The following is a 14,035-nucleotide window of genomic DNA, read 5'->3' on the forward strand; positions in this document are numbered from 1 at the left end:
CCTCACTACGATCTACGTTTTTAAAAAAGGAGAGTAGAGAATCCCCTACTCCCCCATAAGTTTTTTGGTTAGTTTTTAGCTACTAGCTTTTATCCTTCCACCATTTCCACTTTCCACTTTTCAACTTTTAAACTTACTCTCCCAAATACACTTCATCCAATGTTTCGCTTGTTGATGGATGTGCAATGTATCCTTTTACATTTGAGTTTCCTGCAAGTGTTGGGATTGAATGCACGAGTGGAACCATTGGTGCGTCTTCATGGATAATCTCTTGTGCTTCTTCATACAGCGCTGCACGCTCGTCGAAATCAACGGCCGTCTTCGCTTTGACAAGGAGATCATTCACTGCGTCATTGCTGTAGAATGAACGGTTACCACCCGGAATTGCATCACCGTGCAGCAAGTTCGATAAGAAGTAATCTGGGTCACCGTTGACACCAGACCAACCGAGCATGAACACATCATGCATACCTTGCTCCGTCTCTTCTAGGTACGTCGCCCATTCTTTCGTTACGATATTGGCTGTGATACCAACTTCCGCTAAGTTCGCTTGAATCGCTTCCGCTGCACGTTGTGGATCTGGCATGTACGGACGCGCTACTGGCATCGTCCATAGATCAAACGTGAAGCCTTCTGCAATACCTGCTTCTTCTAATAATTCTTTAGCAAGCTCTTGGTCAAATGCATACTCATCAATGTTATCGTTGTACCCAAGGTAGCCTGGAGGAACAGCATTTTTAGCCGTTTGAGCTAAGCCACCGTAAAGAATCGAAATTAATCCTTCTTTATCAATTGCATGATTAAAAGCACGACGAACGACAGGGTTATTAAACGGCTCTTTATCAACGTGGAACCCTAAGTATCCGATGTTATTCGTTGCTCGTTCAAATACTTGTAAGTCACCTTCGCCTTCAATTTGTGTCACATCATCAGGATTCAGTCCATCCATAATGTCAATTTGACCTGAACGCAAGGCTGTTAAACGAGCCGAGTTATCAGGAATTACTTGGAAAATGACTCGATCAAGCTTCGGTAGTCCTTCTTTCCAATAGTTTTCGTTTTTCTCAAGCACAATAGAGTCATCACGAGACCAACTAACAAATTTGAATGGACCTGTGCCGACTGGATTTTCATTAATTGCACTACCATGATCTTCAAATGCTTGTGGAGACGTGATCGCAAAATAGCTCATCCCCATATTTTGCAAGAATGATCCTAACGGTTGATTTAACACAAACTCAATTTCATAGTCGCCAAGTACATTGATCTCTTCAATCACATGGCCATCGTCGCCTTTAAATCCACCAAATTGCGTACCATAGACGCTGTAATTATAGCCATCATCCGTAAACGCATATTCATGCTCTGGATCTGCCCAACGTTCAAAATTTAGTTTGACCGCATCGGCGTTAAAGTCTGTTCCGTCATGGAACGTGACTCCTTCTTCTAAATGGAATACAAATCGTAGACCTGATTCATCAACTTCCCAGTCATGAGCAAGACCTGGTCCAAGGTCAAATGAATCACGATCAAATTCAATCAATGTTTCATAAACCTGCTTAGTGACACGAGACGATTCTCCGTCTGTTACACTCGCGTAGTCTAAGCTAACAGAGTCCCCACCTCGAGCAAAGACAAGTGTTTGGTCGCCAGCCGGTTCTGCTGGTTCTGCTGGTTCTGCTGGTTCCGTTGTTTCTGTCTCATCTACTTCTGTTTCACCTTCACTTGATTCTGGTGTAGATGATTCGTTACTGCTACATGCTGCTAGAAATAAAACAAATGCTAGCATCAGCACTACCCAAAACGATCCCTTTTTTTTCAACACGTTATTTCCCCCTGTCTTCTACTTTGTTTTTCTCTATCATTCATGCAGCACACATCACGGATAAAGGTGACACGCCACAAAATGACCTTCTCCAACTTCTTGCAAAATAGGCCTTTCACTGCGACAAATATCCATACACTCTGAACATCGTGTGTGGAACGTGCAGCCACTTGGCGGATTCGAAGGACTCGGTACATCGCCTTCTAAAATAATTCGCTCCGACACCATATCTGGGTCAGGCACCGGTACAGCTGATAAGAGAGCTTTCGTATAAGGGTGTAGCGGAGATTCATAAAGCGAATCTTTCCCCGCAAGCTCGACCATCCGACCAAGATACATCACCCCGACACGATCACTTATATGCTTAACGACACTAAGGTCATGAGCAATAAATACATAGGTGAGTTTAAACTCATCCTTTAAATCTTCCATCAAATTCAAAATTTGCGACTGCACGGACACATCAAGGGCCGACACGGGCTCATCGCAAATGACTAGCTTCGGATTGACAGCAAGCGCCCTTGCTATCCCAATCCGTTGCCTTTGCCCTCCACTAAACTGATGGGGGTAGCGATTGGCATGGTATGAGCTAAGTCCGACCACTTCTAACAAGTTCTCTACTTTTTCACGCCGTTCCGCCTTAGTTCCAATCCCGTGAACGAGAAGCGGCTCACTAATGATTCGTTCAATCGTGTGACGGGGATTGAGAGACGCATACGGGTCCTGAAAAATGATCTGCATGTCTCGACGAAGCTTGCGCATTTCTTCATTACTTAATTTGGTCACATCTCGCCCTTCAAACTTCACTTCGCCCTCTGTCGGCTCAATCAAACGTAAGATCGACTTACCCGTCGTCGACTTCCCGCAACCTGATTCTCCGACAATACCGAGAATCTCCCCCTCGTACACCGTAAAGCTCACATCATCAACTGCTTTCACCTCACCAACTTTCCTGCTGAGAAAGCCCCCTGTCACATCAAAATATTTCTTTAACCCCTTCACCTCTAATAGCGGTTTAGCCAACATTCTCACTCCCTTCTGATTCATAAAGGAAGCACCTGACTTGATGGCCACTCGATTCCTCAATTAAGTCTGGATCTTCCACCTGACATCGGGCGAATGCAGACTCACATCGCGCCATGAATCGACACCCTTGTAGAATGGTCCCTGGCTTCGGAACACTTCCTGGGATCGAGTACAGCCGTTGTTCTTTTTCGTGGATTTTCGGAAGCGACTTAATTAACCCTTTTGTATAGGGATGCTTCGGTTCCTTCAAAATCGTTCGAACATCGCCCTCTTCGACCACTTTTCCTGCATACATCACAATCACCCGATCACATATTTCTGCCACGACACCGAGATCATGCGTAATCATCATAATTGCCGTCCCTTGCTCCTTGTTCAGCTTGCGCATCAAATCTAGAATCTGCGCTTGGATCGTTACATCAAGTGCCGTCGTTGGCTCATCGGCTATTAGTACCTCAGGATCACAGCTCATTGCCATCGCAATCATCACGCGCTGCCGCATTCCCCCTGAAAGTTGATGCGGATATTCATCAACGATCTCATCAGCACGCGGTATTCCCACGAGTTTCAACATATCGACCGCCTTGGCACGTGCAGCTTTTTTGGATAGTTTCTGATGATTACGAATCGCTTCTATTAATTGATTGCCGATTGTAAACAGCGGATTCAATGACGTCATCGGCTCCTGGAAGATCATCGCAATCTCATTTCCACGAATCTTCTTCATGCGACGAGTGCTCACCTTAGCTAAATTCTCATCTTTAAATAAAATCTCGCCTCCAACAATTTTTCCAGGCGGGTTTGGGATTAGGTTCATCACAGATAGCGACGTCACACTTTTCCCGCACCCAGACTCCCCCACAATGCCGACGACTTCTCCCTTATGAAGCTTCAGACTCACATCATCCACAGCAGGAACTTCTCCCCCGTCAGTAAAGAAGTGAGTACGGACATGTTTTAATTCGAGTATGACATCAGACATGTAGACAGCCTCCTTGTATCGTTTCTCTCAATCTTGCATTTTTATATAGGACGTACGTTTGGGCCACTCAAAGTTTATGTATATGAAATAAGTCCTATGTTTATGACCGTATTCTTAAGGTATAGAAAATTTAGCGCGGAATCCATCGTATTTTGTCTATCAAACCAAACAATCGTACACAAAATTCCGACAATTATAGTAGTTTAGCAGCTAGGAAGTTGTGAACGATGTCGAAACCCGTCACAATTATTCACATTCTACTAGTTATTTCTATTAGAAAATTCTTTACCTTCTAGAGGATTTTCGATATGATAGGTTGGATGTGGCCATACGCATATACTTCATACCTGAAAGGGAAATGATTAATGACTGAATTTCGTTTAAATAGAAAACAAAAGAAAAAAAAATCTACTATACAAAAAATGATGCGCGCCTTTTTTATCACTAGTATTCTTCTAATCATCGTTTCAGCTGGTGCAATTGGTTACTTCGCATTAAAAGTTAACAATGCAGCTAGTAACAGTTATCAAGAACTAGATCGAAACACAGTTTCTGACCTACGTGATTCCGAAGTGACACTTAGCAAAGATCCGACATCTATTTTATTAATGGGAGTCGAAGATTATGAAGGTGGAAGAGGTAGAACCGATGCTCTTATACTTCTAGTAATTAATCCTGGTGAAGAAAAAGCAGCGATGCTAAGCATTCCTCGTGATAGTAAAACTCATATCCCTTACATTAACCGTGAGGATAAAATTAATCATGCTTATAGCTACGGATATGAAGATGCTACAGTTGGGGCCGTACAGGAAATGTTTGATATTCCAATTGACTATTTTGTTTCTACGAATTTTGATGGGTTTGAAGAAGTAATCGATGAACTAGGTGGCATCACCGTTGATGTACCATTTTCATTTACTCAAACTGATATGGATTTAAATAAGATTTCTTTCGAGGAAGGTGAGATGACCTTAGATGGTCGAGAATCTCTTGCCTTTGTTAGGATGAGAAAACAAGATCCAAGAGGCGACTTTGGCCGTAATGAGCGACAGCAAATTGTTATACAGTCAATCATAGACAAAACTCTTTCAATTAGTTCAATAAATCGACTTGATAATTTAGTGGATGTTGTTGGTGACAATACAAAAACAAATATTCGACTACGTGAAGTGATGTCTTCTACTGGGCTCTACAAGTATTTAACTGATCGGTCTTTAGAAACATTACAACTAGAAGGTACCGATGAAAGAAGAAACGGTGTCTATTATTTCATTCCAAGTGAAGAGTCATTACTTAAAACCCAAAGTAAACTAAAGACCATTCTTGAATTAGAACCATCAACTGAAGAAACATCAGATTAATATAACCCTAGCCAAATCGAATCTAAACTTTCGATTCGGCTTTTTTTGTAGGTAAAAATGATCATCTATTACAAATTATCATAGAATTCTACATAATTCTGTTTTCCACAATCTTATTGTTTGTTATAATTTTTATGATCTTACATTCTTAGGAGGAAATATAATGAAGAAGTTTAGTAGAAAAGTAGCGATATCCGTAGGAGCTTCAGCTATTTTAGTAGTTGGCGCAATGTCTCTTCCGATAAAGTCAGATGCATCAAGTAATGTTGTCTTAGCAAGTGTCGAATGGGTTCAATCTCAATTGGGTTCAGTTAATTCAAAAGTAAATCAACTTGAGTCAACTGTACAACGTCAGCAACAAGAAATTAATTCATTGAAAAAAGCGCTTGAAACAGGAGATTACCAGCCACCAGAAGCTACTTTACCTAATCAGGTTTATGTTAGTAAATCCAATGTTACCGTGCACTCTGGTGCCACTGCAAATTATAGAGTTGTTTCGCGCCCAACAATGGGAACATCGTTACAAATCATTGACTCGCATGAATCAACAAATGGTTTATGGTACCGTGTTAATGTTTCATCAACAGTAAAGGGTTGGATCTTCAGCGGTGACGTCTCTTCTACTCAAGTTAACGCTCCAACTCAAGCTATCACAACAACTACTGTTAACATACGTAGAGGAGCTACTACTGGCTATGCTTCTGTACAAACGGTCCCTAGATCGACAACACTAAAGTATCTCGGTGATTTTACAAATAACGCTGGAGAACTTTGGTACAATGTTGAGACATCCACTGGAACTAGAGGGTGGATCATCGCTACTCACGCTGAGGTAAGATAAATGAAAATTAAAGGATTACAATTTCTACTCATTTTCGGACTATGCCTTTTTGTATTTCAAAGTGAGGCTCGTGCTTTTACTTCCGCACCTTATCAAAAGCCAGTAACAGTTACATTAGATACAAACGGAAATTCATTCCCTGTTGTTTTAAATGGTCTTTATGAATTGCATAATCGATCGACTAACGAGAAAGTATTATTACAACCTGGCACTTCCATTACGATCTCACGTAATGGATCAAATATTACTTTGCAAACATTGGGTAGAACCTATCAATCTCCAAATGGATTTACAATTCAAGAGATGAAAGGCAACAACCAAATCAATACATTTAGTAGCGCAACAACTATGAGACGAGGAGCACTCTCTTCTTATGATGCTGTCACTGAACTGTATCGAGGAGAAGCTGCTAAATATCTAGGACAGTTTACCAATAATCACGGACAGCTATGGTTCAACATTGAAACAAGCACGGGACAACGTGGTTGGGTACCTGCAACAACTACATTCCAACCAAGGAACATACCTACTCTAGCATTAGCCACTTACAAAAATAGACAATACCGTGGCACCTTAGAATTCACAACAAATGGAGCGTCTATTCGTACGGTGAATCGTCTTGATATTGAAGAATACTTAAAAGGTGTTGTCCCTGGTGAAATGCCTCCTAGTTGGCACCTCGAAGCTTTGAAGGCTCAAGCAATAGCTGCACGTAGTTATGCTCTAAATACAATGAACCTAACAACTACACCTGCTAGCCAAGTTTACGGAGGGTACACATCGGAACATCCGCGCTCTAACCAAGCAGTTGATGAAACAAAAAAGAGAATTGTGTCTTACAATGGTAAACCAGTCCAAGCCTTTTTCTTCTCTACAAGTGGTGGACGTACAGCTAACATTGGTGATGTATGGAACTCTAGTCAATCAACATTTCCGTATTTTGCATCGGTAAATGACCCTTACGAGAACTCACCTCATGGATCGTGGACTGAATCTTATAATTCTAGAACATTATTAGATCAGTTTGGGTTTGGACCTTCTGCGATTTTACTAGATATTCAAGTTAATAAATCGGGACAAAATGGTGAAGTTCGAGCGGTTACGCTTCACACAACAGCTGGAAATAAGACGATCACAGGAAATGAAAATCAAATTCGAAGAATCTTTCCAAGTGCGTCGGCTTATGGATTCCTTCGGTCAAATTGGTTTGACTTAGCTTCTAACCAATCCTATACGGTTCAGAACGCTAACAACCAACAAAAGCAGTTTAGTGTGAAAGGTCAACAAGTTCAAACGGCTACTGGAATCTCTACAATAACGTCAGACCAAGTTCATATTCAGTCAGCAACAGGAACTGCTCAGCTAACTGACTCTGACCCACGTTCTATTGTTCTTACTGGTAAAGGTTGGGGACATCGTATTGGAATGAGTCAATATGGGGCAAAAGGTTTTGCTGAACAAGGTCGTTCCGCTGAACAAATTCTAAGACATTACTATACCGGCACAACCATTAGCCAGTATTAATGATCACAATAACTAAAGAAATCCTCAATCATCTTATTCAGATGATTGAGGATTTTTATATTATCTAAGTCTAATTCTATCTTTCCCTTCTTGATACACTCGTTTCACAATGAGAATACCAATTGTCAGAACAGTGACTGCAATCCATAAAGGATTATAGAGAAAGTCTGTAAAACCTCCTACTAATGTTCTTGGGATGTTAATCGTAAAAAAGATAAACAATGCAATATAGATTGGGTGCTTTGGCAACCTTAAAAAGATCATATACATGAGTTGCAACAGCAAACCTATATATATCGTACCTAATATCACACCTGCATATCTAAAATTCGCATAAGCTTCCGCTGCATAGATTGTATTTAATACGCCACCTGTCCCATCCTCCACTCGGTTAGGAAAATAGTATTCCAACGTTAATCTCGCTGAGCGGACATGCTCCACATCGTATAATGACAACATACTTGAGGGCAAGCTTGCACCGTTAAGGTATGGAACAAATTGACCGAACAAATCAAGGTGAAGGAAAAATGGAGCAATTTGAGCTAATATTAAGCGACCTATAGGTCCAGAGTTATAAGAGAGGAATTGGTTAAGGTCTCTTACATCCTGAATGAATACATACATGATGATAATCCCAATAACTCCTACTGATAGCATTGCAAAAATACGTCTTGCACTCAAGCGTATGTGTCCAATATATAAAGCTGTTAGAAGAAGCATTAGGAAATAGAAGAAGATTGGTGCTTTTGCTAAATTATAGACATTAATTAAAATTGAGGAAAAAAATAATACAACAAACCAAATTCTCCACTTAGGGTCTTTAGTAAATGTACCGTATACATAAGCAATGATGGATAACAATGGGACGAGGTTAATCGCAAGAATGTTACGAATTAACACATTCCCTCCAAAGTTACGGCTCGAATCAATTCTCATTTGCGCTAACTCTGTACTAGTAGCCCCTGTTAGTAAACCGATCAAAGGGATCTGGTTTAACATTAGAAAGGTATACAGCACTGCACTTACACCAATTAAAGAAACGGCAGAAAATACGATAAACAATACGTGTTGACTTTTACTCTCTTCGAATATGACTGGTTTTTTTAAGTATCCATTCAATTCTTTCTTTGCATCAAATCCTAGTATAGAAGCAACAGCAACCATTGTAGCTGGCAGAAGAATCATAATTAAAATAATAAGCCAATAACCAATTTCCCTTACTCCATCATCACGTATCCTTGCAATCATATAATGCTGATCAACATTTAAGACAATTAGTAATGCCCCAATAAAGCACGTAATAAATAAGGAATAATAAAAAACAATCGATAGCATATTAGGCTTTAGTAATGATAAACTTCCGGAGGCCTTGCGAAAGAGGAAGATCGATAAAAGTAAAGTAAAAAACCAGATGATGATATATAGCATTACCATCTCCCCCTTCGCTTAATTTCTATCTTCATATTTATTTTTTGTTCATCTCAATATAAGAGACAATTTTTTTTGATGCTTCTCCATCACCAAAAGCATTAAGGTACTTAGGAGAAACTTCAGCTTCTATTGCTGCCATTATCTGCTGGGGATTCGCTCCAACTAAAATATTGGCTTTACCTTCAAGTGTCTCTACCCACTCCGTCTCATCTCTAAGAGTAATGCAAGGAACTTTCATGAAGTAAGCTTCTTTCTGAACACCGCCTGAATCAGTTAAAATCTTCTTAGCGTGCTTCTCTAGCGTTAACATATCTAGGTATCCTACTGGATCAATAATTTTCAAGTCAGCGATTTCTGTAAGGTCAATTCCCATATCAACTAACTTATGTTTTGTTCTTGGATGAATTGGCCATACTTTTGTACCATCTATATCAGAAAAAGCAGCAAGGATGTTCTTCATTCTTTCTTCATTATCAGTATTCTCTGCGCGATGAACAGTAATAAGATAATAATCACCCTCATCTACCCCTATATCGCTCAACAGATGACTATCTTGATTTAATTTTTGGTTATACATAACTGCATCATACATAACATCGCCTACATTTTCCACACCTTGATGAATGTTTTCATCATGAAGATTATTAACAGCGGTCTCTGTTGGACAGAAGAGATAGGTTGATACATGGTCTGTCATAATACGATTAACTTCTTCCGGCATTTTTTTATTGAAGCTACGTAACCCAGCTTCAATGTGTATAACTGGAATATGCATCTTTGCAGCGGCAAGTGAACCAGCAAGTGTCGAATTTGTATCCCCATAAACGAGGACATAATCTGGCTTTTCGTCTATAAGGATTTCTTCGATCTGAATGAGCATCTCACCTGTTTGCTTTCCGTGATGACCAGAGCCTACCCCTAGATGATAGTCAGGTTTTGGAATGTGTAACTCATCAAAGAAAATATCCGACATATTCGCATCATAATGTTGTCCCGTATGAATAATGATCTCGTGATGGCTTTTACGAATTTCGCGTGAGACTGGTGCAGCTTTTATAAATTGCGGTCTTGCTCCTAAGATTGTAACAATCTTCATAGTACGCCCCTTTATTGCTAAGAATTTAATTAATATATCTAGTTTACATTGTGTGTTATTTTAATTGTGTTCAAGTAATTCACGTTCTGGTACATCTCGAAGTTCTTTCGCTGGAAAACCTTTCATAACTTTCTTAGGTGCAGTGTCTTTCGTAAGTAAAGCACCTGCTGCTACGAAGGTTTCTTCTGCTACAGTTACACCAGGTAAAATGATCGATGCCCCGCCAATTCTTGCACCTTTTTTAATTGTAGCACCTTTAATTTGGTCAAAACGCTCTTCAGTACGACCCATAAAATTATCATTAGTTGTCGTTACGCAGGGTGCAATAAACACTCGTTCTTCTAATGTAGAGTAAGCTGTAATGTAGCTATTTGATTGAATTTTTGACCGAGAACCAATTGTAACAGAGTTTTCAACTACGACATTTTGACCGACCACGACCATATCATCAAGTTGGACTTTCTCTCTCACGCTTGCAAGATCTGCAATTAAGCAGTCATTTCCTATAATAGATCCTCGATACACGACACAGTTAGCTCCAAATGTAACATTCTCTCCAATCACAAGTGGTGGAAGCGAACCATCTAGTTTTACTGTACTTGTTTTAGCTGGCTTGGGTGGCTTACCCAATACCGCTCCATCTGCAATGGTTGTTCCTGATCCGATCTTCGTACCCTCATGAATTGTTACTCGATTTCCTACAATCACATTTTTACCTAGCTCTACATCTTTTTCAATCACTGTAAAAGAACCTATTTTAACAGATTCGTCTAGTTGAACTGAAGAATCGATAGCATTCATTAAAATCCCCCCATTATAACTTGATGTATTTATTCGGTTTCTCTACATCCTTCAACACATTTCGCGTGTCAAATATAACTGGACTTTGCTCAGCAACAAGATGATAATCGACTGTCGTATGATCTGTTGTAATTAACACAAGATCAGCTGACTGTAATAACTCTTTTTCAAGTTGAATGGTTTCAACAATTTGGCCATCTAACTTAAAGCTTGGCACAAATGGATCCACTACCTTCGTATTAGCTCCTGCTTTATTCATCAATGATAAAATTTTAAGCACCGGCGATTCACGCACATCATCAATATCTTTTTTATAAGCGACACCCAAAACAACAACCGTTGAACCATTTAGTGCTTTTCCATCCTCATTCAGAATCTTCATAGAGCGGTCAACAACAAATTCTGGCATAGAGTTATTGATCTCCCCAGCAAGCTCGATTAGTTTTGTATGATAGTTGAATTCTCGAGCTTTCCAAGTAAGGTAGAACGGGTCAATTGGAATACAGTGACCACCAAGTCCAGGACCTGGATAAAACGCCATAAATCCGTAAGGTTTTGTCTTCGCTGCATCAATGACTTCCCACACATCTATGCCCATACGTTCACAAAGAATAGCCATTTCATTTGCTAAAGCAATATTAATATGACGGAATGTATTTTCAAAAATCTTCTCCATCTCCGCTACTGCTGGAGATGATACTTCATGAATATCTCCCTCTAATACATGGCGATAAAGGGCCGCAGCAACTTTTGTACAAGCTTCTGTAATTCCACCAACAACTTTTGGCGTGTTCTTCGTATTATAATCTTTGTTACCCGGATCGACACGCTCTGGTGAGTATGCGATAAAGATGGTTTCTCCACATTTAAAGCCTTGATTCTCTAGAGCAGGGCGAACAATCTCTTCTGTTGTTCCAGGGTATGTTGTCGACTCTAATACTACTAACATCCCTTCATGTGCATACTTAGCAATTTCATTGGCAGAGCTCTCGACATATGACGTATCCGGCTGCTGATAAATGTCTAAAGGTGTAGGCACACAAATAGCAACAGCATCAACTTCGGTAATACGCGCATAATCTGTTGTTGCTTCAAGTTGTCCAGATTTAACAATTTCAGACAATTCTTCATCGACGACGTCTCCAATATAGTTAACTCCGTCATTAACTTGTTGAACGCGCGAGTCTTGAACATCAAATCCAATGACCTTATAGCCTGATTTAGCTTTCTCAACAGCAAGCGGAAGACCTACGTATCCTAATCCGACTACCCCTATAACCGCTTCTTTATTATCAATTTTATTTAATAATGCTTCATGAATTGTCATTATTTATTAACCCCTTCCAGAGCTGCTATTTCTAATTTTTTACCTTCTTCTGCGGACCTTAACATTACCTCAATTAATTGAACTGGGGCAAGACCGTCCTCACCTGAAACAATGGGTGTTCGATTTTCTTCTATAGCTGAGACCATATCTTCAATAATCCATTGATGCCCTGGCTTGCCAAACGGATTATCTTCAATAGCATGTTTAAGCTCTAAAGCTTCTTCATTAGTTACATCCTCAAAATCCCATGTCTTAATGAAATTAGCTGTCATTCCTGATACTACTGCACTTCCTGTTTCCCCGAAAATCGACAATGATTCTTCAAGGTTCTTAGGATAAATTGTAGTGGCTGCTTCAATGGTTCCTAAAGCCCCATTCTCAAATTCAACAACACCCGTTGCTAAGTCTTCAGCTTCAATCTTACGTAAGCGGGTTGTTGCCATTGCTTGAACAGACTTAACAGGCCCCATTAACCAAAGCATTAGATCAAGGTTATGAATGGCTTGGTTCATCAATACACCACCATCAAATTTCTTAGTCCCTCTCCACTCTGCTTGGTCATAATAGGCCTGATTTCGATTCCAACGCACAGTAGAATTTGCATGACTTAATGTACCGAAAGAACCCTCAAGCATTTTCTTTTCCATTGCTTGAATTGCGGGTCTAAAACGATTCGGATGAACAACTGATAACTTAACTCCGTTCTCCTCCGTTACTCGAATCATCTCTTTAGCATCTTCTACCGTTAATGCCATAGGCTTCTCAACGATAACGTGCTTACCGTGTGCAGCGACAACCTTAGTCAACCTTAGATGCAATCCAGATGGAACACAAATGTTAACAACATCTAAGTTCTCTTCTTCTGTAAGCATCTTTTCAAGATCAGTAAATTTAGTGTAATCTCCATTGAAATCAATTAGACGTTCTTCATTTGTGTCACATATTGCAACAAGTTTAGCATTATCTGCTTGATTGATTGCTTCGATATGTTTTTTAGAAATATGGCCCATTCCTACTATGGCAAAATTAATCACGATATACACTCCTTCTTGCATCAAAAATGTATTTCCATAAGACTAGTGCAATAAGCGTCATAAATAATCCTAAGGCTAGCCCAACAATCATATTTGGTATAAGGTAACTAGGCTCTTGTTTAACTGTAATCGTTAGTTTTTCTGGCTGCTCAAAAAACAGTAAGTCTGTCTGCATGCGCCCAACACGAAGTATATAGTTATTAATATCATCGCGTGTCATGTAAAGTAATTCTAAGTAGACTTCTTGCAAATCAATTGAAATGCTCTCATCTGCCATTTTCTCCTCATAGAGAGCAATGGAATCTCGTGTTGATTCAATGAGATTTTCAGTATTTTCAATAGATCTCTCTGTAATTTGATAGCGTTCGTTATAAATAGCTAATAAATCTTGCTCAAATTTCGTAGTCAAATTTTCGAGTCCATCTTTAATCACAGCGGGGTCTTCACCTATTAATTTAAATGAAATTACACTAGCCCGAGGAACACTAACAATCTTATTTGTTCCATCTGGTACTAACTCTGTGTACGCATCATTTACATTAATGAGCGTTGGGTCGGTAAACTGACTGTTGTCAATATCCCCAAGAAAGACCATACCTTCTCCCTCATACATTCTGTCCTCGAGCACCGTTAATGCTGCTCCAATAGCTAACCCTAACAGAGGAAGAATAAGAAAATATATTTTTTTGTTATAAAAGAATTGAAGATATTCGTATAGTACAAACTGTTTTTTCTGATTATCCATTTTATCACCACAGATCTTTAATTATAAATAAAAGAAAGAGAA

At 39.7% G+C, this 14,035-nt stretch carries 12 protein-coding genes; 3 read left to right on the forward strand and 9 right to left on the reverse strand.

Features of this window, described 5'->3' with window-relative positions:
• Positions 1–133: 133 nt before the first annotated feature.
• From CDZ88_RS13625 to CDZ88_RS13635, 3 genes are all read right to left on the reverse strand, one after another.
• Positions 134–1,789: an ABC transporter substrate-binding protein gene (locus CDZ88_RS13625; RefSeq protein ID WP_442857126.1), complete on the reverse strand. Its 1,656-nt coding sequence runs from the start codon at positions 1,787–1,789 to the stop codon at positions 134–136.
• Between the two features lie 90 nt (positions 1,790–1,879).
• Positions 1,880–2,848: an ABC transporter ATP-binding protein gene (locus CDZ88_RS13630; RefSeq protein ID WP_100374701.1), complete on the reverse strand. Its 969-nt coding sequence runs from the start codon at positions 2,846–2,848 to the stop codon at positions 1,880–1,882.
• Positions 2,841–3,833, reverse strand: a complete 993-nt coding sequence (locus tag CDZ88_RS13635; RefSeq protein ID WP_100374071.1) for an ABC transporter ATP-binding protein — start codon at positions 3,831–3,833, stop codon at positions 2,841–2,843. Before CDZ88_RS13635 ends, CDZ88_RS13630 begins: the two co-directional genes overlap by 8 nt.
• Positions 3,834–4,198: 365 nt before the next feature.
• Between CDZ88_RS13635 and CDZ88_RS13640 the strand changes: the two genes are divergently transcribed.
• From CDZ88_RS13640 to CDZ88_RS13650, 3 genes are all read left to right on the forward strand, one after another.
• Entirely contained in the window at positions 4,199–5,194 is a 996-nt protein-coding gene (locus CDZ88_RS13640; protein WP_100374072.1) for an LCP family protein, read from the forward strand.
• Between the two features lie 163 nt (positions 5,195–5,357).
• On the forward strand, positions 5,358–6,035 hold the full coding sequence (locus CDZ88_RS13645; RefSeq protein ID WP_100374073.1) for an SH3 domain-containing protein: 678 nt from the start codon (positions 5,358–5,360) through the stop codon (positions 6,033–6,035).
• Entirely contained in the window at positions 6,036–7,559 is a 1,524-nt protein-coding gene (locus tag CDZ88_RS13650) for a SpoIID/LytB domain-containing protein (protein ID WP_157796556.1), read from the forward strand.
• A 60-nt stretch (positions 7,560–7,619) separates the two neighbouring features.
• Here the strand turns inward: CDZ88_RS13650 and CDZ88_RS13655 are convergent, their stop codons facing one another.
• From CDZ88_RS13655 to CDZ88_RS13680, 6 genes are read right to left on the reverse strand one after another with little or no spacing between them, the layout of a single operon-like run.
• The gene (locus CDZ88_RS13655; protein ID WP_100374074.1) at positions 7,620–8,987 is read right to left on the reverse strand and encodes an O-antigen polymerase; all 1,368 of its coding nucleotides are present in this window, start codon (positions 8,985–8,987) and stop codon (positions 7,620–7,622) included.
• Positions 8,988–9,024: 37 nt separating this feature from the next.
• The gene (gene wecB / locus CDZ88_RS13660; RefSeq protein WP_100374075.1) at positions 9,025–10,086 is read right to left on the reverse strand and encodes a non-hydrolyzing UDP-N-acetylglucosamine 2-epimerase; all 1,062 of its coding nucleotides are present in this window, start codon (positions 10,084–10,086) and stop codon (positions 9,025–9,027) included.
• Positions 10,087–10,146: 60 nt separating this feature from the next.
• A complete protein-coding gene (locus tag CDZ88_RS13665; protein ID WP_100374076.1) occupies positions 10,147–10,887 on the reverse strand; it encodes an N-acetyltransferase in 741 nt (246 codons plus the stop codon).
• A gap of 13 nt (positions 10,888–10,900) precedes the next feature.
• Complete coding sequence (locus tag CDZ88_RS13670; RefSeq protein ID WP_100374077.1) at positions 10,901–12,214, reverse strand: nucleotide sugar dehydrogenase; 1,314 nt, start codon at positions 12,212–12,214, stop codon at positions 10,901–10,903.
• Positions 12,214–13,248, reverse strand: a complete 1,035-nt coding sequence (locus CDZ88_RS13675; RefSeq protein WP_100374078.1) for a Gfo/Idh/MocA family protein — start codon at positions 13,246–13,248, stop codon at positions 12,214–12,216. The genes CDZ88_RS13670 and CDZ88_RS13675 overlap by 1 nt, the downstream gene beginning before the upstream one ends.
• Positions 13,241–13,993, reverse strand: coding sequence for a hypothetical protein (locus tag CDZ88_RS13680; RefSeq protein ID WP_100374079.1), 753 nt, complete (start codon positions 13,991–13,993; stop codon positions 13,241–13,243). Before CDZ88_RS13680 ends, CDZ88_RS13675 begins: the two co-directional genes overlap by 8 nt.
• Positions 13,994–14,035: the final 42 nt, after the last annotated feature.

Origin of the sequence: Bacillus sp. FJAT-45037, from assembly GCF_002797325.1 — a bacterium.
Taxonomy (GTDB): domain Bacteria; phylum Bacillota; class Bacilli; order Bacillales; family Bacillaceae_D; genus Alkalihalophilus.